The organism is Acinetobacter sp. V116_7 (assembly GCF_056735735.1).
Genome location: NZ_JBWZIF010000027.1, coordinates 245,202 through 270,189 on the forward strand (window position 1 = coordinate 245,202; position 24,988 = coordinate 270,189).

Genomic DNA, 24,988 nt, shown 5'->3' on the forward strand with positions numbered 1-24,988 from the left:
TGATCATCTGTCTGGAGTTCAGATGATCATAGAGAATAAAAAAACAAGGCTATCTATAAAATAATAGATAACGAAGAATACTTAATTTAATTAAATACTCTTAATACCTATTATGAGGATGGTTGGATATTTTTCAATCAAATTGTGTAACAAAAAAAAGAGAGCCGAAGCTCTCTTTTTTCGTATTTTAATTAGTGACGTGCTGCTTTTGAACCTTCCACCGGTTTTACAATCGGTGTTTTAGGTAAAGGCTTTGGCATCGAAACTAATGCTAAAGGTAAGATGTCATCAATACTTTTCACAGCTTTGATTTCTAAACCTTCTTTAACATTGGCTGGAATTTCTGCCAAATCACGAACGTTATCTTGTGGAATAAATACAAGTTTAATTCCACCGCGGTGTGCTGCAAGAAGTTTTTCTTTTAAGCCACCAATACGCATTGCACGACCACCTAAGCTTGTTTCACCAGTCATTGCAATATCAGGACGAATCGCAATACCTGTAAATGCTGATACAAGCGCAGTTGTTAATGCTAAACCAGCAGATGGACCATCTTTTGGTGTTGCACCTTCTGGTAAGTGAACGTGTACATCAGTTTCTTCAAAACGAGAAGCTTCAATACCTAGCTCATCGGCACGTGTGCGTACTAAAGTCATTGCTGTGGTAATAGACTCTTTCATTACGTCGCCGAGTGAACCAGTTGTAATGAATTTACCTTTACCTTTGACAGCTGCAACTTCAATAGTAAGCAACTCACCACCTACAGATGTCCAAGCTAGACCATTTACGCGGCCTACTTGCGCTTCATCTTCTGCAATACCAAAGTCAAACTTGTGTGGACCTAAGTATTCTGGAAGATTGGCAGAAGTCACATCAAGTTGTAAGTTTTTAGACTTTTTACTTACTGCTTCTTTTACCACTTTACGCGCAATTTTAGACACTTCACGTTCTAAACTACGTACACCAGCTTCACGTGTATAGCGCTGAACAATGTCACGAATCGCTTCTTCATGAATTGTTAACTCTTTTGCACGCAGACCATTGTTCTTAATCGCTTTTGGAACAAGGTAACGTTCAGCAATGTTAACTTTTTCATCTTCGGTATAACCCGGTAGACGAATAACTTCCATACGGTCAAGCAATGCCTCAGGAATATTCATACTGTTTGCAGTACAGATGAACATCACTTCAGATAGGTCAAGATCAAGATCTAAATAGTGATCGTTGAACTTACTGTTTTGTGATGGATCTAATACTTCAAGCAATGCAGAAGCAGGATCACCACGGTAGTCTTGTGCCATCTTGTCAATTTCGTCGAGTAAGAACAGTGGGTTCTTCACGCCAACTTTTGTTAAAGACTGCACGATTTTACCTGGCATCGCACCAATATAAGTACGACGGTGACCACGAATTTCAGCTTCGTCACGTACGCCACCGAGTGCCATACGAACAAACTCACGACCTGTTGCTTTCGCAACTGATTCACCAAGCGAAGTTTTACCTACACCAGGAGGGCCTACTAAACATAGGATCGGGCCTTTGAGTTTTTTAACACGAGACTGAACAGCTAAGTATTCAACAATACGATCTTTAACGTCATCTAAGCCGTAGTGATCGGTATCAAGAATCTCTTGAGCTTTCGCAAGGTTAATGCTGACTTTGCTCGCTTTATTCCACGGCGTATCTAAAATTACTTCTAGATAGTTACGTACAACAGCCGCTTCACTAGATGCAGGTTGCATTGCTTTAAGCTTACGGAACTCAGCTTCAGCTTTTTTACGTACGTGTTCAGGTAAATCAGCTTCAGTAAGACGTTTTTCTATTTCAGCAACGTCATCTTCAGCGCCACCATTCATGTCAGAAAGTTCACGTTGAATGACTTTCATTTTTTCATTTAGAAAGTATTCACGTTGGTTTTTTTCCATTTGGCGTTTTACGCTGTCATGCAAAGTTTGTTCAATTTGCTGTTCGGCAGATTGATTTACCAAGTAGCTCATAAGCTCTTGCAAATGTGCTTCAAATTCATCGTGCTCTAAAAACTTCTGTTTAATTTCAATATTTAGAGGTACACGTGTTGCCACGAAGAACATAAGCTGTAGCAAGTCTTCAATTTTATTAGCAGCTGCAACGAGTTCACGTGCATTACGTAATTTTGCTTCAGCATATTGAGCAAATAAATTACGCAACTCCTGTAAACGAGTCTCTTGAGTAGCTTTATCTACGTTAATTGTCATTGGACTTAAGCTATGCTCAGCAGTCAAATGGCTATCTTCATCGATAATTTTTTCAAGCTTAGAGCGCTGTAACCCTTCAATAAGTACTTTGATACAGTTTTCATCATTCTCATGATTTACGACCTGAACAATCTTAGCGACAGTTCCGTACTGATAAAGGTTATCGTGATCAATATCTTCTGTAAGCGAATCTTTTTGCGCAACTACAAATACTAAATTGTCACTGTTACGAGCCACATCAACTGCATTGATCGATTTTTCACGACCCACGAATAACGCAATTTGCATGTGTGGGTAGACCACTACATCACGTAACGCTAAAAGTGGTAATACACTTGGAACCTGAGGCTCTAAGTCAGTTTTTTCATTCATAATAAGTTCAGACATGGGCACTCCTAATGAGTGACAACGAGGTTGCCATGTTTTTTATAGTGATGTGTATTTCAAAAATTACAAGGGCCTCTCTATAGAAAATGTGGAAAAAATGACTAATTTAGTCAACTTTTTTATTAAAATATTATGAATCAACGGATTAATTCTTAAGAAGAATAAAATTTTGTAGAAAGGATAGGTAATTTAGCTTAATAATTATGAAATATTCATATAGTAGAAAAGACGTTTGGATGGAAAATAACCATTTTCTTATGTCATTTATCGGCATTGTATAATTAACAATAATGCAAAACTTATTTAATATTGAACATTAAATAGTCGTGTTACTATAAGTTGGTAAAACGGTCTGTCACGTAGAAGTAACCATCCTTAGGGTGGTTACTTTTATGATTTTAGGGGCATTAAAAACTTAAGACTAATTTTAATTTTCATATAGATATTATCTTTTAAAATAATAAATATGTTGAGGGGTGAGTAAAGCATCTAAGGGTTGATCCCAACTTTGACGTTTTAAAGTATGTTCAATAAATTGAAATTGATGAGCTATTCCCAAACGATAAGGTTTATGTTTTGCACTAGCCAATGTACGGTCATAATAGCCGCCTCCCATACCAATACGCGTACCGTATTGATCACAAGCTAAAAGTGGCATCAACAGTAAATCAAGTTTTGATACATGTTTTCCTCTTGTTGCCATGGGTTCTTTCATACCCAATGGATGATGAGAAAAACGTCGATTTAAATATTGGTTTCTAGATATTTTTACCCAAACTAAACGTTGATTCATAGAACAAATCATAGGTAAATAAACTTGTTTATTTTTTTGAAAACATAACTTTATGATCAGATCTGTATGAACTTCTCCAAAGGCATGTAAATATAAACCCATTTTTTTTGATGAATGAAAAATAGCAAGACTGTTTAAATGATGCAGAACACTAAGCTGAGCTTTTTTTTGCTCTAAGGGGGACAAAGAGCGTCTTTTAGATCTTAAATTTTTTCTAATAAAACTAAGTTCATTCATGCGTAAATCTAACAAAGATTTGAGATCAGTCGAGCAAAATTATACCTATTTTTCTTAAGATTTATGGAAATAGAGAACTAATTAAGAAATAACTTTAAATTTACTTCATGCGAGGGTTCTTCTTTAGCGATAAAAAATTCTATTTCTTTACGTATTACCAGTATTTATTTACATTTAATCAGATAAGAATATTTAAAAGGATGAATGTGAAATTGTTAAGCCTATGAAGTTAAAAATTTTAACCATTACAATAAGCGCCGTATTGATGCTAGGCGGGTGTACAAAACAAACAGAACCTGAAGCTGCTGAAGTTGACTATAAAGCTCAATTTGAAGAGTCTGACCGTAAAATTGGAGAGTTTTTAGATCAACTGGATAATCCGAATACACCACAAGAAGTTAAAGTCAAAATCTTGTGCCATGATTATCCTGAGGTTTATAAGACCCAATATATGCCTGCATTAATTAAAATTTCACCTAAACCTTATACCGAAGAAAAATTATTGTCAGATTTGAAGAGTGCAACTGATTACTACAAAGATGCCTTTGCGATTCGGTGTAACCAATAATTAATTGATGTTTTAACTCTCAAAAAATCCGATAAGTGTGAATTGATTGGCATTATTAAGTTGTGGTAAATTTCATTTTGTCTTTATAGTTGCTAATTTAGGGGGTTCTAGATATGGAAATCTTGAAATTCTTACAGAGTTTTAATACGGTTGGTACATACTTAACGATTGCTTCAACTGTTTTAGCTGGGCTTATTATTTATTTTTACGTGATTAATCCAGCGTAATCTTTTAAAAAGAAATAGTAAGAAATCTTCTATTTCTTTTTTTATAATTAAATTTTGTTATAAATTTCAAACTATAAAAATAAGGTAGGATCATGAAGTTTCAATTATTTATTCTTAGTTTTTTAGCTTTAGGATGTCATGCCGACGACAATGTAAGAGATCCTGATATTTGTAATGTAGTAAAAAAAGTCGCTTATACTGTCATGGAAGCACGTCAACAAAAAGTTCCATCTCAAGACTTGCAACAGATAGCGAATGGTCTTGAAGACCCAGAAGCCAAACAACTTTACCAAGATTTAATTAACTCGGCTTACTCTGCCAAAATATTTAGAACCAATTTCTTTAAAAGAAAGGCAATAGAAGATTTTCAAGCAGGCTGGTATGAAGAGTGTCTGAGTAGAAATGAAAAATAATATTAGAGAAGGCGGAGTAGATTAATCAGATAAGCTGCAATTTAATGTTTAAAAAGAAAATTTTAGACTGAAAGGTCTGTATGGAAAGCTAAATTAAAATAAATATTTTGAATTTTTCTTAAAGTTAAAACTAAATGCTCCGAAGATGCCGCTGCATGTGTCGTTACCCTGAACCCGATGAGTTCAAGGTGGAGGCGACGTATACTTGCTGGGTTTCCTACACGAAGGTAGGCATACACTCTAAATATACAGAACACATCCATAAGTTTAAGTATCGGCAGGGGAATAGACCCGCTGGCGAACATCCCAGAGACAGTTTAAGTATAACCGATCTGACCATGTTGGCAATCACCTAAACCTCTGGAACTGTAAACTTAGTTTGCGTTTGATGAAGCTTTGTACATTAACAGGCATAAAGTAATTTCAATTACGCTTAATAGTGTCAATAAAAAACGCCTTGCATCTATTATTCATAGAGCAAGGCGTTTTTGTATGGATAATTTATTTAAACAATTTGTTCAACATCATCCAATATCGTTTGCAGTAAACGTTCACAGTGAGTGTATTCTTGCAAAGACTTATTAAGGCTCAGTACTTCTTGAGTCAATTGTAGAGCAACCATAATGACCAGTTTGTTGTGCTCAACACGTGGAGCACTACGACGCATCTCATTAAATTTCTCATTGAGAAGTTCTGCTGCACGTTCAAGTTCATCTTTTTTGTCTAAAGTAGTCGCGAGTCTAAAGGTCTGCTCAATCAGCCTAAGCTCTACCATGACTTGTTCACTCATGATTGGGTCTCCTCACCAGTTTCAGCATTGGGATGGGCAAGCTGCTGAATTTCTTGAGCATGCTGATCTTGAGCAGTGCCTAAAATTCCTAAACGTTGAATGATGGCTTCAACTTTTGATTTAGCAAGCTCATTTTTTTGTAACAAACGATCACGATCTTGTTGTAAATCATGAAGCTCTTGTTGAGTTTGACGCTGGTGGGCTTGTAACTTTTCTTTTGCGACACGTAATTCATTACGTTCGGCAAGAATTTCTTGAAAACGATTTTTTAAATCAGTCGTACTTTTTTCTAATCGGCTATAACGTTCCGCAAGTGTGTTAGCATCCTGATTCAACTGTTGAAATTGACCTTTTAACTGAGATAGTTGCTCAGTTACCGACTCAATTTCCTCTTGTTTTTTAGTGATAATACTATTTTTTTGCACAACTTGTGCGTGATGCTCTGTTTCAGCCAGTTCTTTAGCTTCTGAGAGTGCCGCATGTTCACTCTCTAAATGATGTAAGCGTGTTTTTAATACGCTAATATGCGCTTGTAGCCGCTGTAATTGTTCTAACATAACGAGGTCGCACAGAATTGCAATCAAAGGTAATATATACAAAGTATAGAGATTGGATAAACGAATGCAAGACGATATTTCAGGCTGGACAGATTGGAACGCTCATTTTGAAGGAATTGAAGAAATTTCAAGCCCTAGTGAGTTACATGGTCTATTAACAGGTATTGTTTGTGTGACAGAAGCGCCGACGCGTGAACAATGGTCACAAATTTTAACAACCCTTAATGTGCCAGAGTTAAGTGAAGATGCTCTAACGCTTTTAACTGATGAAGCAGAAGATGTTATTCATGCGTTATCTGAAGATGAATTAGATTATTTACCTATGCTTCCTGACGATGACCATCTACTTCAAGAGCGTGTACAAGCTTTATCAGATTGGTGTGCAGGCGTTGTATTAGGTTTTGGATTGGCATCGGGTCATATTCGTCCAGATGAACTTGAGTTGATTGAGAACCTTCAAGATATTGCAGCAGTCGAATTTGAAGACTCTGACAATGATGAAGAAGGTGAAAGCAGCTACGAAGAGTTATATGAATTTGTACGCTTAATTCCTGTAAGTTTGTCTATTGGCAGAAAAAAAATTACTGTAGCTGAAAGTTCTTTATTGAAAAAATTTCATGCAAAAAGTAAATCTGCTGCGTTAGACACAGAACAAAATATTGTAGAAATGTTTACTCCACATCGCCCAAGCTAATTGAGGCGATGTGTTATTGGTTGTATTTTATTTTTTGACTTTAAAATTCTAAATCAAGTAGATCATTATGAAATTGCCTCAAGCTGATTTTCGACATCGTAGAGACCGTCTGGCAGAAAAAATGGGTCCAAACAGCATTGCAATTATTGCAACGCGTGAAGAAATGTACCGTAATCGTGATGCGGATTATAAATTCCGTGCCGATAGTAGTTTTTTCTATTTGACGGGCTTTGCTGAGCCTGAGGCAGTTGCTGTCATTGAAACCTTCGACGATGAAGACTATAGCTATAGTCTTTTTTGCCGTGAACGTAATCGCGAGATGGAAATCTGGAATGGTTTCCGTGCTGGAGTTGATGGTGCAGTTGAAGACTACGATGCTGATGAAGCATATGTAATTGATTTGCTTGATGAAGAAATTATTGAAAAATTATTAAATAAAGAGCGTCTTTATTATCGGATTGGGCACGATGCTGAGTTTGACGCGCGAGTGAGCCAGTGGATTAAAAAAGCAGATGCCGAGCATCGACATGAGAATGCCCCAGCTCAATTACTCCAGCTCGACCGTATTGTTGATGAAATGCGTTTAGTTAAGTCACCACAAGAACTTGAGCTAATGCAAATTGCTGCAAATATTAGTGCTGAAGCACATAAGCGTGCGATGCAAACGGTGCACCCAGAAATGATGGAATATGCTCTTGAAGCTGAACTCAATTATATTTTTGGGAAAAATGGCTGTGTTCCGTCTTATAACAGTATTGTAGGCGGTGGAGCTAATGCTTGTGTTTTACATTATGTTGAAAATAACAAGCCACTCAAAGATGGTGATTTAGTCTTAATTGATGCTGCATGTGAATATGAATTCTATGCTTCTGATATTACTCGTACTTTTCCAGTCAATGGTAAATTTAGTGCTGAACAAAAAGCATTATATGAAGTTGTATTGGCTGCCCAATATGCAGCGATTGACGCAGTTCGTATTGGTAATTCATACCGTGAACCTCATGAAATAGCAGTTAAAATTTTAACTGAAGGTCTAGTTAATTTAGGTTTACTCAAAGGTGATGTTAACGAACTCATCGAAACCGAAGCATACCGTCAGTTTTATATGCACGGCACAGGTCATTGGCTAGGCATGGATGTACACGATGTCGGGTCTTACAAAAAGGGTGAAGACTGGCGTCAATATGAAGAGGGTATGGTTATTACAGTTGAACCTGGTTTATACATCGCACCAGATGATGAAACTGTAGATGAAAAATGGCGTGGTATTGGTATTCGTATTGAAGATGATGTGGTCGCAACCTCGAAAGGACCACGAGTTTTAACTGCTAATGTGGTTAAAGATATTGCAGATATTGAACATTTAATGGCGCAAGCTAAAGCATAATTAAACGTATTCGCCAAAGGAGCAAAACTCGATGCAACAACAAGTGATTATTGTAGGTGGAGGAATGGTGGGTTTGAGCCTTTCACTCATGCTCGCGAAGGCTAATATTGCGGTAAAGCTATTAGAAGCTGTGAAATACCCAAACTATGATGATCAAAATGTTGCTCCTTACCATTCGAGTTTTGATGCGCGTAATACGGCTTTATCGCGTCGTAGCGTACAGATTTATCAGAAGCTAGGGTTATGGGATGCATTACAGCAACATGCGACCCCAATTTTGCAAGTCCACATTACTGAGCAAGGCAGTTTTGGTAAAGCACGTTTAATTGCAGAACAAGAGAAAGTCGAAAGCTTTGGTCAGGTAATTGAAAATGCTTGGCTTGGTCGTGTGTTGTTAACTCAAGTGCGTCAGCAACCTTTGATTGAACTCATTGATGGTGTACAGGTTACCGCTTTAACTCAAGATGCTGAGCAAGTACATATTGAAGCTTTGCGTGGTGAGGAAACTTTAAAACTTGAGTCAAAATTATTAATTGCGGCTGATGGACGCGATTCTTTTTGTCGTCAGGCAATTGGTGTGGGTGTGGATGTTCATGATTATGATCAGGTTGCAATTGTGACTACGGTTCAGACATCAAAACCGCATGAGCAGGTAGGTTTTGAACGGTTTAGCGCATTAGGTCCTTTAGCCTTATTACCTTTACCGGGTGAGTACCGCCGCTCAGTGGTGTGGCCTGTTAAAAAAGGCACTGAAAATGAATGGTTGGGCGATGAAAATGACCAGCATTTCTTAAGTGCTTTACAACAAACTTACGGTGACCGAGCGGGTAAATTTGAAAAAACGGGTAAGCGTTTTAGCTATCCACTTTCACAAGTACTTGCACATAAACAAGCTGTTGGTCGCGTTATTCTAATGGGTAATGCAGCGCATACAATTCATCCAGTTGCAGGACAGGGCTTTAATTTATGCCTACGTGATGCCGATGTTTTAGTGCGTTATTTAGTGAACCAATTAACTACTTCTGATGATTTAGGTAACCCTGATAACTTACTTGCCTATGAGCAAGCTCGTTTATCAGATCAGCAGCGCGTAATTAAGTTCTGTGACACTGTAGTTCGTGGTTTTAGTAATCAAAACCCATTATTAAAATTAATTCGTAATACGGGGTTAATTGCGTTTGATGTTATCCCAGGTGTAAAACCATTGGTGGCTAACTATGCAATGGGGTTAAAAGCATGAGTGAAGTGTTGGATGTCGTCATTGTTGGAGGTGGATTGGTTGGTGGTTTAACTGCTTTATTACTTGCGCAAGGTGGTGTACAACCCACTGTGCTTGATGCGGCTCCGGTGCTTGATGTTGAGAAAACATTAAGCGTAATGAATCCACGTGTTTTAGCACTTAGCCAAGCGACTATTCATTTGCTTAAAACCGTAAATGTTTGGGATGATCTTGCACGTCAAATGCCTTATACAGGCATGCAGGTCTGGAATCTTAATGGCTACGGTGAAATTAATTTTGGTCAAGATTCTGTATGTCAGCCTTTAGCTGAGCAAGCCTTGGGTTCTATGGTGGAACCAAGTGTACTGAACGTTGCTATTCAGCAAAAAATGTTGCAGCAGCTTACAGATTACCGTACTCAAGTTCGTGTTACACGTATTGAGCAGGGTGTTGGATGTTGGCATATTCAATTAGCAGATGGTACTACACTTAAAACTAAACTGCTTATTGGTGCAGATGGTGCGGATTCATTTGTGCGCGAACAGGCTTTTATTGACCTCGATGTACTAGATTACAAACAAGCAGCTATTAGCTGTGCGATTAGAACAGCAAAGCCTCATCACTATGTTGCCCGCCAAATTTTCCTACCTACAGGACCTTTGGCATATTTACCAATGGCAAGTCTTGAAGAAGCTGAAAATGGATATTGGCAATCGATTGTCTGGACACTACCAGATGATTATGCCGATGAATATTCAGCTTTAAGCGATACCGCCTTTATGCAGCTTTTAACTCAAGAAAGTCAACACATGTTGGGTGAGGTATTAGAGGTTCGTTCAAGAGCACAATTTCCGCTCAAAGCTCGCGCTGCAAAACAATATGTAAAAGCAGGTTTAGCTTTGATTGGTGATGCAGCACATGTGATTCATCCACTTGCTGGGCAAGGGGTAAATATTGGCTGTCTTGATGCCGCAGTACTGTGTGATGTGTTGCTTCATGATTTAAAGCGTGGTGTATGGGCACATGAGCAAACTTTATTGCGCTATGAACATCGCCGTAAAGGTCAGAATGATGCAATGATGCATAGCATGTCGGCAATTGGTTGGCTTGAAAGTAGTGAGCTATTTCCAGTCGTGTGGGCTCGCAATATGGGGCTTAAGCAAGTTGAGCTGACACCGGTTTTAAAAGACCGATTTATGCAACAAGCAAATGGTTTAGGGGCTTTACAAAGTACCCGCTATAAGCATTAAAATATTTACTGGGTCTATACTCTACTGAGTGAATTAAATACCAGTAGATATTTTTTGAACAATCATTTATATATCATTACCAATTTGGTCATAAAAGATACGGAATTGACCAAATTGGCTCTTTGCTAAATGCAAAGAGGTTGCTAAATTTCTGAGGTCTTGGGACCATAGCAATGATGCAATAAAATCATTCTGGGGAGTGTGAAATGTCAGATATCAATGATTATGAAGATGCAGAAGATTCTGCTGTAGATGAAGATGAAGCGAAAGCAGCCGAAAGCGGTGCAGCTGATGAAGAAGCAGGCAGTTTGAGTGATACTGACCTTGCCGAAGCAGAAACGCTGACTGTAACTGCTAAGCAGAAACAGCGCCAAGCGTTGGAAGATGAAGTTGCCGCATTTTTAGCTCGAGGGGGTAGAATTACCGAAGTTCCTCCTGATGAGCATAGCGACCATTAATCTTAAAAAAGCATCACATGAGTGGTGCTTTTTTATTTGTATGAATTTATCAAAATAGGTTTAAGGCGAGCTTTGCAGTTCTTTTAAAATTCCACACTCATCTACTGTTCGATTGGTAGAGCAGTGCTGTTTTAAATCAATTAAAGATTCTTTTAAAAGTAATAATCTTTCAATTTTTTCAGATACTTCATTTAAGTATTTATCTACTAAATTATCAATTTTTGTACATGCCTGTTTAGGCTGAGCTTTCATTTCTTTTAACGTTTTAATATCACTGAGTGATATATCTAATTCGCGGCAATGCTTAATAAACAATAGATCGTTGAGGGTCTGCTCGGTATAAACACGATAATTATTTTCTGAACGTTGAATACGGTCCAACACACCTACTTTTTCGTAATAACGGATCGTATCAATTGGAACATCCGCTTTTTTTGATAATTGACCAATAGAAAGACTCATAAGGCTTGACTCTGGAGTTACTCAAGGGTTTTTAATCACTATAAAAGAGTTCTTGAGGAAATAAAATGGCTGGATGTGGTTGTGCTTCAACATGTTCTCCTTCAAAGAAAGTGAGTCCACGTTTTAGAAAAGCGTTATGGATTGCTCTTGTGATCAATGCTTTGATGTTTGTGGTAGAAATATTGGGCGGTTATAAGGCTCAATCTGTTTCGCTATGGGCCGATGCATTAGATTTTGCCGGAGATGCAGCAAATTATGCATTATCTTTAGTTGTGCTTTCGATGAGTTTATATTGGCGCGCAACAGCTGCATTACTTAAAGGAATAACGATGGCCGCTTTCGGTATTTTTGTTATTGCAAAAGTGGTTTGGTCTTATTTTTATGGTGTTTCACCTGAACCAATGGTCATGGGAGCAATTGGCGTGATGGCTTTAATTGCTAACGTTTCAGTCGCACTTATGCTCTATGCGTACCGTGATGGAGATGCCAATATGCGTTCTGTTTGGTTGTGTAGCAGAAACGATTCTATTGCCAATATTGCTGTGATTTTAGCGGCCGTTGGCGTATTTGGAACAGGTAGTGTATTTCCAGATTTATTTGTTGCCTTTGTAATTGCGTACTTGGGTGTGTCTTCTGGTTACGCTGTCATAAAACAGTCTCAGCAAGAAAGAAAACAGTCAAAACTGGTGTTGGGTTCTCAAGCATAATTATGAGCGCATAAAAAGTACCATTCATACGTGGTACTTTTTACTGTTTGAATGCATTAGATAAGTAGTGATATTGCGATACTCCACATAACGCAACCAATAATAAAATCTAAAACTTTCCATGCTTTAGGATTGATAAATAATGGTTTTAATAATCTTGCGCCATAACCTAAACTGAAAAAGAAAATCCAAGAGGCAACAATGCTGCCCAAAGCAAAACTAATTTTGTCTTCTAACTGGGTTGCAACTGAACCAATCAGAACAATGGTATCCAAATAGACATGTGGGTTAAGCCAAGTAAAGGCAAGACAGGTCACTAATGCTTGGGTTAAGGTCTGTTTCTGGCTGCTATCAAGCTCCATACTCTGGGTAGTTTTCAAGGCAGCATAGAATGCTTTGGCACCGTAAACCAATAAGAATGTTGCCCCTAAATATTTAGCGACCGTAATTAAGATGGGTGATGCTGTCATGATTTCGGCAAAACCTAACACACCAAACGCGATTAGAATTGAGTCGGACAGCGCACAAATTAAACATAGCCAAAATACGTATTGCTGTTTGAGCCCTTGTTTTAAAACAAAAGCATTTTGCGCTCCAATTGCTACAATAAGCCCGCTACCAATACCGAAACCTTTAAAAAATATACTAAGAGAGAACATAACAATAAGGTGGAAAAATCAGATGTGGGAATTATCTGACTTTTTATTGAGAAATAAGTAAAATTAAGAATATTTAGGTTTGGCTAAAAAAAATTTAGGTTTTATATGTTAGATAGCAAACAGTGTGAAGCCTTTCTTGCAGTCGCAGAAGTGGGAAGTTTTGACGCGGCAGGTGAGCATTTATATATTACGCCTTCGGCAGTGTCCTTACGCGTGCAAGCTTTAGAAAAGTATTTAGGCCAAATTTTAATTATCCGTGGGCGGCCATGTGTACTCACACAAGCTGGGCAAACGCTATTGCAACATTTACGTCATACGAGATTAATGGAGCAAAACTTATTACAAGGTTTGATGGGAAAATCATCTGAATCGGAATTTTATAAAATTGCTCTAGCGTCCAATGCAGATTCGCTAGCGACTTGGCTTTTACCGAGCATTCAGCAAACACTTTTTAAAGAAAAAATAGTCTTAGAACTAAAAATTGATGATCAATCGCATACGCATACTTTATTAGAAACAGGGCAAGTCAACGCATGTATCTCTGCAGAAGAGCAGGTCATGTCAGGCTGTTTAGCTCAACCACTCGGGAAAATGCGTTATAAAATGTTGGCTTCTGATGCATTTGCAGCTGACTGGTTTAAACATGGCGTAAACCGAGAAACTTTAAGAAGTGCACCAGCTGTAATTTTTAACCATAAAGATCTTATGCATTCAGAGGTATTACTGAAATATTATGGTTTGCCTTTGCAGAGCTATCCTTATAGTTTTATTCCTGCTACAGATGCGTTTGTGAAAGCAATCCAATTAGGTTTGGGATATGGCATGGTGCCTGAACTTCAGGTTCAATCTTTACTAAGCAATGGAACTTTAGTGGATGTTATACCTGAGGCTGGGCTCGACATTCCGTTATATTGGCACCATTGGAAAAGGCAGTCTAAACAGTTGGATGCACTGACGGAAACTATTGTCGAGTCAGCAAAACACATATTGAGATAGTTTTAGAGGTTTCTCTTTAAATGGCGATTGGAAATATGCTGAATATAAAACTCTATATCTTGCGCTGAGTAACCTAAAAGTTGTCCAATTCTTCGTTCAAGCTCTATGCATTTTTCAAAATTAGTTTCTTTAAATAAAGTTTCAATACATATCATGAGTTCATTTAAATCTGCTAAAGCTGCATCTTTATAGATCAGCATAATTGAAAAGGGTAAAGGCAGAGAAGTTTCAATATCTTTACTCAGCATTGATAAAGTACCTTGTTCGAGATGCTTTAAGAAACTGACAGGTAATAGATCGTAAAATAGAGCGATAGATTTCTCGCCTGAAAGTAATAATTCTAGCTCTTGTCCTTCATGGGGGCCAAGTTTGCCCATTTGTTGAGTCATATTAATACTCTTATTCTTATATTTTATTATGCAAAATTAACAGATGGTGATGACAAATAGTCTGTGTCATCACCATATCTAATTAAAAAATTAAGATTGAGTTAACTCGAGCGCACGTTGATAAGCGACTTTCTTCTTAATTCCTGTTAAATCGGCAGCGAGTTGAGATGCAGCTTTAACAGATAAGTCTTGAAGTAAACGCTTTAACAGTTCATCTAGTTTTTCTTGTTCTAGATCGGTTTTTGCAGCTGCACCACCTACAACCACTACAATTTCACCTTTTTCTTGGTTGTGGTCATTTTCAATGAAGCTAACCAAATCTTTTAAGGTCATTTTTTTAATGGTTTCAAAGGTTTTGGTAATTTCACGTGCAAACCCTACAGGACGGTCTTCACCAAATACCTGAGCCATATCTTTAATGGACTCTAAAATACGATGGGGTGCTTCATAGAAAATTAAGGTCTGGGTTTCGTTTTTAAGTTTTTCTAATTGAGAAATACGTTGTGAAGCTCTAGATGGTAAAAATCCTTCAAAGCTAAAACGGTCACTTGGCAAACCTACCGCGCTTAAGGCAGCAATAGCAGCACATGCACCTGGCACAGGAACAACTTTAATGCCGTTCTCTTGAGCAGCACGGACTAATTTAAAGCCTGGATCACTGATGAGCGGTGTGCCTGCATCACTAATTAAAGCAACGCTATCGCCAGCAAGTAATTTTTGAACTAACTGCTCAATTTTATTGCTTTCATTGTGGTCATGGCATGCAGTAAGTTGAGTCGATATATTATAGTGCTTAAATAATTGTGCTGATTGGCGAGTATCTTCGGCAGCTACAATAGAAACTGATTTTAAAATATCAATTGCACGGAAAGTCATATCATCTAAGTGCCCGATTGGGGTGGCTACAACAAATAACTGAGCACTCATTTGGTTTTACTCCGTACAGATAAACAATTTTAATGGGGTAGTTTACCCGAAATTATGATTTGGGCGTGAACAATGTCTGCTAGCTTGAGCTTTTCGAAAATGATCTGATTTTCATTTGTTCGATTTGGATCTGATATGTCAGATGAATTTAAGAAAATAACTTATTTATAAAAACATCTAGAGATGCTTTTCATTGGGGAAATTAAAAATGTTATTGGCGCAACAGTTGGGGAAATGGGCAGAGCAAACTGCTTTAAACCTTTTACAAGCACAAAACTATGTATGGGTCACAAGTAATTATCATTCACGCCGTGGCGAAGTTGATTTAATCGTCAAAAGAGGGCAAGAGTTAGTTTTTGTTGAAGTAAAAGCACGCACTATAGGAAATTATGGACAAGCTTGTGAAATGGTAACGTGGACAAAACAGAAGAAAATTATCAAAACTGCGATGCGTTTTTTACAGCGCTATCCATCTTATCAGGATTTTTATTGTCGTTTTGATGTGATTTGTTTTGATTTTCCACAGAAAATTGCAAAAACAGTACAGCATGACTTTTCAAAATTCCATTATGATCTGCAATGGATCGAAAATGCATTTACTTTGGATTAAGAGTTCATTACTCTTTTGAGCAAATTTAAGTCTGATGCTTTATGATCAAGCCAAGAAATTGATAGGAGTCTGGTGGAGTGTTAAACCGTATTGCTGTAACAATGCTTTGTGTCGCAAGTTTATCAGGTTGCGCAAGTTTTATTTCTGGTGGAACAGGCACAGCTCCAGTGGGCACAGATAGCGGTGTCCGCAGTCTAGGCCAAGTATTCATTGACTCTTCAATTAAACGTACGGCGAATATCAACATTTATAAACTTGATCAACGTTTCAAGCAGTCACGTATTAATATTGAAAGCTTCCACAGTACAGTTTTATTAACTGGCCAAGTGCCAGACCCGTACTTGAAACAATTGGCAGAAGACAATCTTAAAGCCATGAGTGATGTGAAAGCTGTACATAACTATATTACGGTGGGTAACAAAGTTAGCTATAACACCATCATGCAAGATGCGGGTGTAACAGCAAATACACGTGCTCTTTTAATGAAAGCGCCAGTTGTATCGGACAGTAAAGTACTTGTCCATACTGAAGATGGTGTTTTATATGTGATGGGCCGTTTAAATACTGCTGAAATTAATGATTTAAATAATGTGCTTCAAAATGTTGGTAACGTGACCAAAATTGTGACGCTCATTGATAATGTTGATTTGGCGCCTGCTCCAGCAGCGAGTACTGGTAGCACAACGACTACACCAATTATTAATAATGTCATTGCTCAGCCAACAGTTCAAACACCTGTTGCAATTGATCCTGACCAAACAGATCCTGCTTCGACTGCACAGTAATATATGAATCTGATTGAACAACTACAAAGCAAAATTGAACAGGCGCGAACTCTCTATAAAGAGTTCCGCCTGTATGATTTGGGGAGTTTTGCTTTAAACCGTTTTACGCCAAAAGATGGTTTTGAACAGGTTCCAAATGTTCGTTATGGGCTAAAGCCTCGCCACCGTTTGGATATTTATAGATCTGTTAAAAAGCTATCTCATCAACCTCTTATCGTGTTTGTGCATGGTGGGGCGTGGCAACATGGTAATAAACGAGATTACCTTTTTATTGGTGAGACCTTTGCCAAAGAAGGCTATGACGTTGCTGTGATTAACTATCAGTTAGCACCTAAAAATATTTTCCCAAGTTTTGTTGATGACCTGACTCAGGCATTGAATTATTTGCATCAAAACCAAGACAAGCTAGAAATCTCTACAGAAAATGTTGTGCTTATGGGGCACTCAGCAGGGGCATTTAATGTGATGTCTGCTGTTTATCATCCAAAACCCACCACTATTCAATGTTTGGGCAATATCAAAGCGATTTTTGGTTTAGCTGGACCGTATCATTTTGATTACAAGGGCGATCCACTGGCCGAAGATGCTTTTGACCAAAGTATTTCTTATCAAGAAGTGATGCCATACTATTTCGTCAATCAAAATAGTATTAAACATTACTTACTTATGGCTGAAAATGATCAACTTGTAGGCAAAGAAAATACTTTAGATTTGGACCGAGCTTTAAGACAAAGTGGAAATCACAGCCATATCGCTGTGATTCCTAAAACTGGACATATTACAATTTTGGCTAGTCTTTCTAGTTTTATTAGTCATTATTTTAGAACGAAAAGAACGATCTTACATTTTCTTGAAGAAGTGTTTTAAACGATAATCTCGTTTAAAACACGGCAGATTACCCAGCTTGGGTAATCTGCATAATCATTGAATGAGCAATACTGCCTTTAAAGGGAATTTCAGGTAATTGATCAATTTTGAAGAATTGTGCATCTGCAATTTCTTCTTCTTGCAGTTTAATTTCACCAGACTCATATTCTGCTCTAAACGCAACCATAAGGTTACTTGGGAAAGGCCAAGGCTGACTTGACATATATTGAACATTTTTGAGTCTTAGGCCTACTTCTTCAAAAGCTTCACGTTGTACAGCTTCTTCAAGCGTTTCACCGACCTCGACAAAACCTGCAATCAAACCATACATATTGGTTTTATTGTGGACTGACTTCGCTAGCAATATTTCATCATCACCTCGAGTAATGACCGTAATAATGCACGGGTTTACACGAGGGTATTGGTGATAGCGACAAGAAGGGCACACCATTGCATATTCAGTTGGATGAACTTCTGTTGGGTGTCCGCAGTGACTACAAAACTTATGATTGCGTCGCCATTCAAGTAATTGTACAGCGCGGCTTGCTTGCAAGAACTGTTCTTTCGACCAACTTGTAATGAGTTGACGAATTGGAACCAGTTGTAAGCCTTCGGGAATGGGTTCCTCAGCAAGCAAGTCACGTGCAATGACCTGCTCATCATGAGTGAAAAGTAAATCACTTGCTAACTTTTCGACTTTGGGTAGTTGAAGGTTTTGATCAACCAGTAATTGTTGATGATGAAAAATATAAGCAATTGATAATTCAGACATTAAGCTGCCTTTTCTTGAAGTTGTTGACTACTCGACAATGCTACATTAAACATGGATTGTAGAACAGGTTGTTTATTTTTTAAATTGTCAACCAACATGTCAAGGCCCGCTAATACGTTAAAAATACAGTGAATTTGGTCTGTATTAAAAGGCTGGTTTTGCTCAAGTTGTTGTTGAACAAATTGAGCAGTTTTAAGTAAAGCATCTTGTTGAATGGCACTTCCTAGGAATTCGGCCGCGCCTGCTAGCTCTTTTAGTGAACCTGCAATTGCTTCAATATTTTGTGTCTGATCATTTGCATATAACGTAAGGCTCTGACAAATAAAATCAATTAGATTTTTTGTCTCGGTGAGTAAGGCTTGATGTGCCTCATCAAGGCGATCTAAAGAAATATTCGTATTGTTCACATTAAGTTGTAAGCGACTAGACGTATATTGGCGGACCAAAATACCAATTGAGTTCATGGCAGACAAAATGCTGTCCATAAGCTGCTGTGCATAGTTTTCATTACTTAATATATTGAGCTGACTTAAACTGCTCGCTTGTTGAGAAAGCTCAACTGAGGCTTCATCAAGGTTAAGTAGTTTGAATGTATATGCGAGCTGTAAAAGACTCGTTTGCAATTGTTGTGCTTTTTCAGTCGACATATTTTGATAGTTATATTCAATATCGTTACGCACTTTGTTCATTTCGCTCAAAATTAATTGGCTGACTGCGTGCATGGTGTCGAAATCAGGACCAAAAAGGTGGCGGCTTAAAACCAGTAGTTGCGTATCTGTCGGTGTTTCATCGCCTATATGAAGTTGGTTGCGAATATGGTGAGCAACCTCATCTTCTTGAGCGATAACTATACTTAAAATATCTGCAAGTGCAGGTAAATCAGGCTTGAAAGTTTCCGGCGTTGCTAAGAACTGACCAATATAACTTTCAACATTAATGAGTACACGTAGGCGTGAATCATTTAAAAGCAGGTTATCAATATGGTCGAAAGCATAATTTACGAGTTGCCAATATTGTTGGCTTGGCTGGTGTTTTGCCAAGCTGACCAAATAGGTACCGATCAGTTTAAAAGCCTGATAATGATGAGTAGCTTCAGTTTTATTTAAAAATTGATGTAGCGATAGTTTATAGAGTTGATGAATAAACTGAGTTTTTTCATTAATGAATACTTCTGGGAATGGAAGTTCAAGCGAAGCATTTGCAAGTAAAGGCGCAATCGCTTGCCCAGAAGAGGTCAGTGGTTTATTTAAAGCTAATTCTAAATTATTTAAGGTATTAAGAAGAAACTGAGGAACTTGTAATTCACGCAAGCAGATAAACTCAATATATCGTTTTACCATGGTCGTGCCTTCACTCAGCGCAACGACATCATCAGTATTAATTTGCGTTGGTTTCGCAATAATTTTTTGCATCAGCTCAGTTGAATATTGAGTGATTTTTGCAAGATAGGGGATATCAATTAAACGTAGGACTTGAGTGCATTGCTTAAATTGTTCTAATGCATCATCAATACCAAAAGGGAGCGTTTGTTCTTCAATTAAAGTGCTTACTGCACCTTCAACCAGTTTTATTGAGCGATCAATTTCATGTTTGATGATGAGTAAAGCTGTTGGATCGAAATGAATCGAAGTATGCTCAGACATAAACGTTCCCCTTTGAAAAAAAATCAATTGTTATATTCGTAGTGCTCGGTAATTTGAGCTAAAAATCTATGTGACTAATATAACTTAACTTACAAAGGGGAAAAGCTAAAAACGCTAAAGAATCAAAAATTTATTTTGCAAAAAGGCAAGGTTCTCCATGTTTTTTCTCAAATTCTTTGACCCAAGTCTCATGTGTATTTAGCTCTTCTTCAGAAGGGTAAATAACTGGTAGGTCAATTTGAATCCTAGTTTTATTTGTTGTGTTCTGGCTATTTTCACTTTGGGATAAGGCATCTATATCAAAAGAAACCTGTCCACCTGTCATTGCTAGGTAAACGTCTGAAAGAATTTCAGCATCGAGTAATGCACCGTGGAAGGTACGGTCACGTGCTGGAATTTCATAACGTCTTACAAGAGCATCAAGCGAGTTTTTTTGTCCAGGATGTTTGCTTTTTGCTAAAGCTAACGTATCTGTTACCTCACATACTTCGGAAAGCGCGGGAAGGCCAGCGCGTCTAAACTCCATATCTAGGAAGTTCATATCGAAGGTTGCGTTATGCGCAATAATCTCTGCGCCTTTTAGATAATCAAAGAGCGTGTCGGCAATTTCCGCATAGAGCGGTTTATCTTTTAAGAAATTATCACTGATACCATGGATATTTTCTGAGTCACCCACTGGTTTTTGCGGGTTAATATAAATATGAATTGAGCTACCGGTAAGTTTCCGGTTAATCATTTCAATAGCGCCCACCTCAATAATTCGGTCGCCATCTTGGAAATAAAAACCAGTGGTTTCCGTATCGAGAATCAGTTGTCGAGGCCCTTGTAATTGTAATTTGGCTTCGGTCACAACAATTTGAGGATGAATATTATTAACGGGTTGCTTACTTTCTGGCTCAGCAGCTTCAACTTCAATAACTTCTTCTTCCACAATAATCATCTCAACTTCTTCGGGCTGTTCAAGATCAATATTATCTTCTTCGGCTACTTCTGCCATATCAAACCCAAAAGGGTCATCAAGCAACCAATCCTCTTCAGGCTTTTTTATATCTTGCAGGGCAGTCGCTTGAACTGTTTTTTTTTGAAGTGCGGTTTGATCGGCTCCGATATTTGCAAGCTCATCGGCCATTTCGTTGCCTGCATGTCCAGCATGGCCTTTAATCCAGTTCCACTCAATATTTCTACCTGCACATACAGCATCTAATTTTTGCCAAAGGTCAGGATTTTTTACATCTTTCCAGTTTTTCTTTTTCCAGCCATGAATCCATTCAGTAATGCCTTGCTTCACATAATTTGAATCTGTCCAGATAATTAAGTGAGCATCGGGTGGGCAAAATGAAACACCCTCAATCGCAGCAGTAAGCTCCATACGGTTATTGGTTGTCTCAGGTTCACCGCCAAATAATTTATGCTCACCCTGCTCGGTAATGACATATGCGCCCCAACCACCTAAACCCGGATTGCCACGACATGCACCATCAACATACAGTGTGATTGTTTGAGACATAAATCGAAACCTAAACTAAAAGAAAAAGAACTGAATATGGTGTATTGTATACGCAAAAAGTTCGGTTCCATCGTTACAAAGCAAGGTTTTTTTAATTTCTTGTAACATTTCCATGCAAATGACATCAAATTATTGCCTTGTCTATCTTGCACGCTTTACTACAATGGCATCGAAGACCTAGGGTTTGTGGCCAAACCCCAAAAAAATATTACGCGAGTTGTTTGGAAGTTTTTATGTATAAACCAACCACATTTGTGTGGCAGCCATCTGCGGCATCATTGTTCAAAATTACCGTACTTAGCTCTGCTTTAGCTGCGTTGGGTATTACAACAGGCTGTTCATCGACTCCGCAATCTGCAAAAACCTCAAAATCGAAACAGGTCAGTGGTGCAGGTTATTTAGATGCGAGTAGTCTTGACTCTTTGGAAGACTTACTCTCAGCAACCGATATGCGCGCTGTAGAAGGCGATCGTCTGCTTATTTTGAAGCATGGTGATGTCTGGAAGCGTATGTCTGTTGGTTTCAAAATGGACTTGAATCATTGGGATTCACGTATTGAAGCTCAGCGTAGCTGGTTTATTTCTCGTCAGCCTTACCTTGATCGCTTGAGTGCTCGTGCCAGTCGTTATTTGTACCATACTGTGAAAGAAGCTGAACGCCGTGGCTTACCGACAGAACTTGCATTATTACCGGTAATTGAAAGTTCTTATGACCCAGCTGCAACAAGTAGTGCAGCAGCAGCGGGCCTTTGGCAGTTTATTCCAAGTACTGGTCGTATTTATGGCTTAAAGCAAACTGGTATGTATGATGGGCGCCGAGATGTGGTTGAATCGACTCGCGCAGCTTATGAGTTTTTAGGAAGCCTCTATAACCAATTTGGTTCTTGGGAACTTGCGTTAGCAGCCTATAATGCTGGCCCTGGACGTATTCAGCAGGCGATTAACCGCAACCAAGCTGCTGGTTTGCCAACTGATTATTGGTCATTAAAATTGCCTCAAGAAACAATGAACTATGTTCCACGTTTCTTAGCTGTTGCTCAAATTATTAAAAATCCAAAGGCTTATGGTGTAGAACTACCACCTATTGCAAATAGACCCCATTTCCGTGAAGTGACTTTATCTGCACCTTTAACGTTAAATGAAATTGCTTCTACAGCAGGATTAAGCCGTGCAGAACTTTATGCATTGAACCCAGGATATCGTGGTGAAGCAGTAGACCCTGCGAGTCCAATGCGTATTTTGATTCCAGCAGATTTAAGTCCTTCAATTGATAATAAATTAAAAGGGAAAAAAACGGGTGGTAGCTCAGGTTGGTGGGCAAATGCAACTTCACCGTCTACACCTACAACTGTTATTCCATCTACTACAGTGACAACAAGAACAACACCAACAACACAAGTTCAGCCAGTTAAACCTTCTTCACCAGTGAAGAATACTTCAACGATTTCAAAATCTACTCCACGTGGTTCAGATGCGTTAGCTGCCTTTGCAGCATCAGCGGATGTACCAAGTGCGCCGCGTATTCCTGTAGCTGTGACCAATGCAGCTAACATTACGAAGCCTGTTAAGATGGAGCCACCAATTTCAGCTGCAGAGCGTGAGAAGATTTTAGCGGCAGTACGAGCTGAAGGTGAAAAAGAAACAGTTCAACAAGCTTTAGAGCCGCAACCCACACAAGCTGAAAAAGATCAAGTCGTTGCTGAATTAAAAGCAATCGCGCCTAAAGGAACCGAAATTGTCGATCCGTATGATGGCAAAATTAGGTTAACCGCAATTCAGACGAGCCAGTCAGTTGCAGAGCAACAAGGTAAAGAGGTCAGTAGAGGGTTTGCTTATCCAAAAACTTTAGCTGAAGACGTGACTGTAGCTAACTCTGAAGACGGACAGCGTAATAAAGACAAACCTTACATCAAGACTGATACTGATGTAGTGGTTGTACAGCCTAAAGGTAAGCGTAGTACCTATACTGTTTTACCAGGTGATACGTTGGCCGTTATTGCAATGAAAAACGGCGTAAACTGGCGCGATGTTGCTAAGTGGAACCAGATTGACCCTGAAAAGACGTTATATGTAGGTTCAACACTTTACCTCTATGATGCTAAACCACAAGAAACTCAAACAACATCTAAAAGTACAGCTAAACCAGATGTATATGTAGTTGAAGCTAACGACAGTTTAAGCGGTGTTGCTAATCAGTTTAATTTGTCAGTAAGACAATTGGCTGAATATAACGATTTATCAGTAACAGATGGTCTATTTGTTGGGCAAAAATTACTGTTAAAAGAGCCGAAGAATAGTCGCTCAAGTGCGAAAGTCGAGCCGAAAGCAGTTCAGGCAAATGCAAAACGTATAGCAACGAAAAGTTATACTGTGAAGCGCGGTGAATACCTTAAATTGATTGCAGATCGTTATGCGCTCTCTAATCAAGAACTTGCTGAATTAACGCCAGGTTTATCTGCGGGTAGTAACTTGATGGCTGGCCAAAAAATTAATGTGCCTACACAAGATATTTCTGTAGATGAAGTTGCTGAAACTAAAACTTCTAATAAATCTGAGAAGGCTGCTGCTAGTATTTCTTATAAAACAGAAGGCTATAAAGTACAGCGCGGTGATACTTTATCGAGTATTGCAACGAAATCAAAAATTAGCCTAGCTGAGTTAGCCGAGTTAAATAACTTAAAAGCAAATAGCCATGTACAGCTTGGTCAAACGATAAAAGTACCAGCAGGGTTAAGTGTTCCAGAACAATACGTTGTAAAGTCGGGTGATAGCTTAAATGCGATTGCGGCTAAATATAACTTGCAAACAGGTTATTTGGCTGACTTAAATGGTTTGTCTCGTACTGCTGGGTTGCGTGCTGGTCAACGTTTAAAACTCACAGGTACAGTTGAAGAAGAAGCACCAACTAAGCCTTCTAAAAATACTAAAGAAGAAACACCCGAAACTTATACAGTCAAATCTGGTGATAGCTTAGGTAATATCGCTAACCGTTACCACTTACAGTTGGACTACCTTGCTTCATTAAATGGTCTTTCACGTACCAGTAGCGTTCGTGTAGGGCAACGTTTAAAGCTGACAGGTGATGTACCTACAGTAGAAACAGCTAAAGTAGATACCAAGTCTTCAACTAAAACAGTTGTGGCTGGTAAAAACACTGAAAAATATACTGTGAAATCTGGTGAGTCTTTAAATAGTATTGCGAGCCGTGCAGGCATTTCAGTGCGTGAACTTGCTGAAATGAATGCATTAAAAGCGAGTGCTAATTTACAGCGCGGCCAAAATATTGTAATTCCAAAAACTGTTGTGGAATACAAAGTGAAGCGTGGTGATACATTAATTGGTCTTGCTAGCAAATATGGTTTAGAAACCAATTTCTTGGCTGAGCTGAATAATTTGACACCTTCTACTCAGCTTCGCATTGGTGATGTTATTAAAGTGCCTAATTTATAAA

25 protein-coding genes and 1 other RNA gene are annotated in these 24,988 nt (G+C 38.4%); 14 read left to right on the plus strand and 12 right to left on the minus strand.

Translation table 11 applies throughout. From position 1 onward, the window contains the following. Positions 1 to 191: 191 nt before the first annotated feature. Positions 192 to 2,621, minus strand: coding sequence for an endopeptidase La (lon, locus tag AC1PJP_RS13745; RefSeq protein ID WP_005303397.1), 2,430 nt, complete (start codon positions 2,619 to 2,621; stop codon positions 192 to 194). 445 nt (positions 2,622 to 3,066) lie between these two features. Further along, complete coding sequence (locus AC1PJP_RS13750; protein WP_192834672.1) at positions 3,067 to 3,651, minus strand: 5-formyltetrahydrofolate cyclo-ligase; 585 nt, start codon at positions 3,649 to 3,651, stop codon at positions 3,067 to 3,069. Positions 3,652 to 3,874: 223 nt separating this feature from the next. Here AC1PJP_RS13750 and AC1PJP_RS13755 point away from each other — a divergent pair, with 223 nt between their 5' ends. The 3 genes from AC1PJP_RS13755 (at position 3,875) to AC1PJP_RS13765 (ending at position 4,859) form a co-directional block, all read left to right on the plus strand. After that, complete coding sequence (locus AC1PJP_RS13755; protein WP_005303401.1) at positions 3,875 to 4,219, plus strand: hypothetical protein; 345 nt, start codon at positions 3,875 to 3,877, stop codon at positions 4,217 to 4,219. A 113-nt stretch (positions 4,220 to 4,332) separates the two neighbouring features. Then, complete coding sequence (locus tag AC1PJP_RS13760) at positions 4,333 to 4,446, plus strand: hypothetical protein (protein ID WP_004793930.1); 114 nt, start codon at positions 4,333 to 4,335, stop codon at positions 4,444 to 4,446. A gap of 92 nt (positions 4,447 to 4,538) precedes the next feature. Then, positions 4,539 to 4,859, plus strand: a complete 321-nt coding sequence (locus tag AC1PJP_RS13765; RefSeq protein ID WP_192837127.1) for a hypothetical protein — start codon at positions 4,539 to 4,541, stop codon at positions 4,857 to 4,859. 132 nt (positions 4,860 to 4,991) lie between these two features. On the opposite strand, the gene ssrS is transcribed toward AC1PJP_RS13765, so the two are convergent. The 3 genes from ssrS to AC1PJP_RS13780 form a co-directional block, all read right to left on the minus strand. Continuing rightward, positions 4,992 to 5,175: non-coding RNA, 6S RNA (gene ssrS, locus AC1PJP_RS13770), on the minus strand. Between the two features lie 189 nt (positions 5,176 to 5,364). Then, on the minus strand, positions 5,365 to 5,649 hold the full coding sequence (locus tag AC1PJP_RS13775; RefSeq protein WP_003652859.1) for a cell division protein ZapA: 285 nt from the start codon (positions 5,647 to 5,649) through the stop codon (positions 5,365 to 5,367). Further along, the gene (locus tag AC1PJP_RS13780) at positions 5,646 to 6,206 is read right to left on the minus strand and encodes a hypothetical protein (RefSeq protein ID WP_003652857.1); all 561 of its coding nucleotides are present in this window, start codon (positions 6,204 to 6,206) and stop codon (positions 5,646 to 5,648) included. Before AC1PJP_RS13780 ends, AC1PJP_RS13775 begins: the two co-directional genes overlap by 4 nt. A gap of 64 nt (positions 6,207 to 6,270) precedes the next feature. Here AC1PJP_RS13780 and AC1PJP_RS13785 point away from each other — a divergent pair, with 64 nt between their 5' ends. The 5 genes from AC1PJP_RS13785 (at position 6,271) to AC1PJP_RS13805 (ending at position 11,214) form a co-directional block, all read left to right on the plus strand. After that, entirely contained in the window at positions 6,271 to 6,900 is a 630-nt protein-coding gene (locus AC1PJP_RS13785; RefSeq protein ID WP_005303405.1) for a UPF0149 family protein, read from the plus strand. 67 nt (positions 6,901 to 6,967) lie between these two features. Continuing rightward, a complete protein-coding gene (gene pepP, locus AC1PJP_RS13790; RefSeq protein WP_479767293.1) occupies positions 6,968 to 8,287 on the plus strand; it encodes a Xaa-Pro aminopeptidase in 1,320 nt (439 codons plus the stop codon). A 31-nt stretch (positions 8,288 to 8,318) separates the two neighbouring features. Continuing rightward, positions 8,319 to 9,527, plus strand: coding sequence for a 2-octaprenyl-6-methoxyphenyl hydroxylase (gene ubiH / locus AC1PJP_RS13795; RefSeq protein ID WP_004793923.1), 1,209 nt, complete (start codon positions 8,319 to 8,321; stop codon positions 9,525 to 9,527). After that, positions 9,524 to 10,756 (plus strand): FAD-dependent monooxygenase, encoded by a 1,233-nt coding sequence (locus AC1PJP_RS13800; RefSeq protein WP_322005140.1) that lies wholly within the window; start codon positions 9,524 to 9,526, stop codon positions 10,754 to 10,756. The genes ubiH and AC1PJP_RS13800 overlap by 4 nt, the downstream gene beginning before the upstream one ends. Positions 10,757 to 10,962: 206 nt before the next feature. After that, complete coding sequence (locus AC1PJP_RS13805; RefSeq protein ID WP_005303414.1) at positions 10,963 to 11,214, plus strand: hypothetical protein; 252 nt, start codon at positions 10,963 to 10,965, stop codon at positions 11,212 to 11,214. A gap of 60 nt (positions 11,215 to 11,274) precedes the next feature. Here AC1PJP_RS13805 and AC1PJP_RS13810 read toward each other — a convergent pair whose 3' ends face one another. Further along, entirely contained in the window at positions 11,275 to 11,676 is a 402-nt protein-coding gene (locus tag AC1PJP_RS13810; protein WP_009390419.1) for a MerR family transcriptional regulator, read from the minus strand. 65 nt (positions 11,677 to 11,741) lie between these two features. On the opposite strand from AC1PJP_RS13810, the gene AC1PJP_RS13815 reads away from it, so the two are divergent. Then, a complete protein-coding gene (locus tag AC1PJP_RS13815; RefSeq protein WP_151767178.1) occupies positions 11,742 to 12,383 on the plus strand; it encodes a cation efflux transmembrane domain-containing protein in 642 nt (213 codons plus the stop codon). 56 nt (positions 12,384 to 12,439) lie between these two features. Here AC1PJP_RS13815 and AC1PJP_RS13820 read toward each other — a convergent pair whose 3' ends face one another. Then, positions 12,440 to 13,042 (minus strand): LysE/ArgO family amino acid transporter, encoded by a 603-nt coding sequence (locus AC1PJP_RS13820; protein ID WP_016138876.1) that lies wholly within the window; start codon positions 13,040 to 13,042, stop codon positions 12,440 to 12,442. A 105-nt stretch (positions 13,043 to 13,147) separates the two neighbouring features. Between AC1PJP_RS13820 and AC1PJP_RS13825 the strand changes: the two genes are divergently transcribed. After that, positions 13,148 to 14,038: a LysR family transcriptional regulator ArgP gene (locus AC1PJP_RS13825; RefSeq protein WP_151987245.1), complete on the plus strand. Its 891-nt coding sequence runs from the start codon at positions 13,148 to 13,150 to the stop codon at positions 14,036 to 14,038. Positions 14,039 to 14,040: 2 nt separating this feature from the next. Here the strand turns inward: AC1PJP_RS13825 and AC1PJP_RS13830 are convergent, their stop codons facing one another. Both AC1PJP_RS13830 and rsmI read right to left on the minus strand, forming a co-directional pair. Further along, a complete protein-coding gene (locus AC1PJP_RS13830; RefSeq protein ID WP_151987247.1) occupies positions 14,041 to 14,427 on the minus strand; it encodes a hemin receptor in 387 nt (128 codons plus the stop codon). Between the two features lie 90 nt (positions 14,428 to 14,517). Next, entirely contained in the window at positions 14,518 to 15,354 is an 837-nt protein-coding gene (gene rsmI / locus AC1PJP_RS13835; protein WP_009390409.1) for a 16S rRNA (cytidine(1402)-2'-O)-methyltransferase, read from the minus strand. Positions 15,355 to 15,562: 208 nt separating this feature from the next. Here rsmI and AC1PJP_RS13840 point away from each other — a divergent pair, with 208 nt between their 5' ends. The 3 genes from AC1PJP_RS13840 (at position 15,563) to AC1PJP_RS13850 (ending at position 17,616) form a co-directional block, all read left to right on the plus strand. After that, on the plus strand, positions 15,563 to 15,964 hold the full coding sequence (locus AC1PJP_RS13840; protein ID WP_003652834.1) for a YraN family protein: 402 nt from the start codon (positions 15,563 to 15,565) through the stop codon (positions 15,962 to 15,964). Positions 15,965 to 16,041: 77 nt separating this feature from the next. Then, positions 16,042 to 16,749: a BON domain-containing protein gene (locus AC1PJP_RS13845; RefSeq protein ID WP_005303429.1), complete on the plus strand. Its 708-nt coding sequence runs from the start codon at positions 16,042 to 16,044 to the stop codon at positions 16,747 to 16,749. Positions 16,750 to 16,752: 3 nt separating this feature from the next. Next, positions 16,753 to 17,616 (plus strand): alpha/beta hydrolase, encoded by an 864-nt coding sequence (locus AC1PJP_RS13850; protein ID WP_005303430.1) that lies wholly within the window; start codon positions 16,753 to 16,755, stop codon positions 17,614 to 17,616. A 28-nt stretch (positions 17,617 to 17,644) separates the two neighbouring features. On the opposite strand, the gene nudC is transcribed toward AC1PJP_RS13850, so the two are convergent. The 3 genes from nudC to dnaQ form a co-directional block, all read right to left on the minus strand. Beyond that, positions 17,645 to 18,388 carry an NAD(+) diphosphatase gene (nudC, locus tag AC1PJP_RS13855; RefSeq protein ID WP_013198584.1) on the minus strand — a complete coding sequence of 248 codons (744 nt, stop codon included), beginning with the start codon at positions 18,386 to 18,388 and terminating at the stop codon, positions 17,645 to 17,647. Beyond that, complete coding sequence (locus tag AC1PJP_RS13860) at positions 18,388 to 20,031, minus strand: chemotaxis protein (RefSeq protein ID WP_479767296.1); 1,644 nt, start codon at positions 20,029 to 20,031, stop codon at positions 18,388 to 18,390. The genes nudC and AC1PJP_RS13860 overlap by 1 nt, the downstream gene beginning before the upstream one ends. A gap of 130 nt (positions 20,032 to 20,161) precedes the next feature. Continuing rightward, the gene (gene dnaQ / locus AC1PJP_RS13865) at positions 20,162 to 21,538 is read right to left on the minus strand and encodes a DNA polymerase III subunit epsilon (protein ID WP_416666922.1); all 1,377 of its coding nucleotides are present in this window, start codon (positions 21,536 to 21,538) and stop codon (positions 20,162 to 20,164) included. Positions 21,539 to 21,771: 233 nt separating this feature from the next. Between dnaQ and AC1PJP_RS13870 the strand changes: the two genes are divergently transcribed. Then, positions 21,772 to 24,987, plus strand: coding sequence for a lytic transglycosylase (locus tag AC1PJP_RS13870; protein WP_479753834.1), 3,216 nt, complete (start codon positions 21,772 to 21,774; stop codon positions 24,985 to 24,987). Position 24,988: the final 1 nt, after the last annotated feature.

Excerpts from the sequence above, each read along its gene's own strand:
- AC1PJP_RS13860 (WP_479767296.1), bottom strand. The coding sequence starts at position 20,031 with ATGTCTGAGCATACTTCGATTCATTTCGATCCAACAGCTTTACTCATC.
- AC1PJP_RS13840 (WP_003652834.1), top strand. The coding sequence starts at position 15,563 with ATGTTATTGGCGCAACAGTTGGGGAAATGGGCAGAGCAAACTGCTTTA.
- AC1PJP_RS13810 (WP_009390419.1), bottom strand. The coding sequence starts at position 11,676 with ATGAGTCTTTCTATTGGTCAATTATCAAAAAAAGCGGATGTTCCAATT.
- nudC (WP_013198584.1), bottom strand. The coding sequence starts at position 18,388 with ATGTCTGAATTATCAATTGCTTATATTTTTCATCATCAACAATTACTG.
- AC1PJP_RS13785 (WP_005303405.1), top strand. The coding sequence starts at position 6,271 with ATGCAAGACGATATTTCAGGCTGGACAGATTGGAACGCTCATTTTGAA.
- AC1PJP_RS13765 (WP_192837127.1), top strand. The coding sequence starts at position 4,539 with ATGAAGTTTCAATTATTTATTCTTAGTTTTTTAGCTTTAGGATGTCAT.
- AC1PJP_RS13800 (WP_322005140.1), top strand. The coding sequence starts at position 9,524 with ATGAGTGAAGTGTTGGATGTCGTCATTGTTGGAGGTGGATTGGTTGGT.
- lon (WP_005303397.1), bottom strand. The coding sequence starts at position 2,621 with ATGTCTGAACTTATTATGAATGAAAAAACTGACTTAGAGCCTCAGGTT.
- ubiH (WP_004793923.1), top strand. The coding sequence starts at position 8,319 with ATGCAACAACAAGTGATTATTGTAGGTGGAGGAATGGTGGGTTTGAGC.
- pepP (WP_479767293.1), top strand. The coding sequence starts at position 6,968 with ATGAAATTGCCTCAAGCTGATTTTCGACATCGTAGAGACCGTCTGGCA.
- rsmI (WP_009390409.1), bottom strand. The coding sequence starts at position 15,354 with ATGAGTGCTCAGTTATTTGTTGTAGCCACCCCAATCGGGCACTTAGAT.
- AC1PJP_RS13760 (WP_004793930.1), top strand. The coding sequence starts at position 4,333 with ATGGAAATCTTGAAATTCTTACAGAGTTTTAATACGGTTGGTACATAC.
- AC1PJP_RS13805 (WP_005303414.1), top strand. The coding sequence starts at position 10,963 with ATGTCAGATATCAATGATTATGAAGATGCAGAAGATTCTGCTGTAGAT.
- AC1PJP_RS13870 (WP_479753834.1), top strand. The coding sequence starts at position 21,772 with ATGTATAAACCAACCACATTTGTGTGGCAGCCATCTGCGGCATCATTG.
- AC1PJP_RS13780 (WP_003652857.1), bottom strand. The coding sequence starts at position 6,206 with ATGTTAGAACAATTACAGCGGCTACAAGCGCATATTAGCGTATTAAAA.
- AC1PJP_RS13830 (WP_151987247.1), bottom strand. The coding sequence starts at position 14,427 with ATGACTCAACAAATGGGCAAACTTGGCCCCCATGAAGGACAAGAGCTA.
- AC1PJP_RS13820 (WP_016138876.1), bottom strand. The coding sequence starts at position 13,042 with ATGTTCTCTCTTAGTATATTTTTTAAAGGTTTCGGTATTGGTAGCGGG.
- AC1PJP_RS13750 (WP_192834672.1), bottom strand. The coding sequence starts at position 3,651 with ATGAATGAACTTAGTTTTATTAGAAAAAATTTAAGATCTAAAAGACGC.
- dnaQ (WP_416666922.1), bottom strand. The coding sequence starts at position 21,538 with ATGTCTCAAACAATCACACTGTATGTTGATGGTGCATGTCGTGGCAAT.
- AC1PJP_RS13850 (WP_005303430.1), top strand. The coding sequence starts at position 16,753 with ATGAATCTGATTGAACAACTACAAAGCAAAATTGAACAGGCGCGAACT.
- AC1PJP_RS13825 (WP_151987245.1), top strand. The coding sequence starts at position 13,148 with ATGTTAGATAGCAAACAGTGTGAAGCCTTTCTTGCAGTCGCAGAAGTG.
- AC1PJP_RS13775 (WP_003652859.1), bottom strand. The coding sequence starts at position 5,649 with ATGAGTGAACAAGTCATGGTAGAGCTTAGGCTGATTGAGCAGACCTTT.
- AC1PJP_RS13815 (WP_151767178.1), top strand. The coding sequence starts at position 11,742 with ATGGCTGGATGTGGTTGTGCTTCAACATGTTCTCCTTCAAAGAAAGTG.
- AC1PJP_RS13755 (WP_005303401.1), top strand. The coding sequence starts at position 3,875 with ATGAAGTTAAAAATTTTAACCATTACAATAAGCGCCGTATTGATGCTA.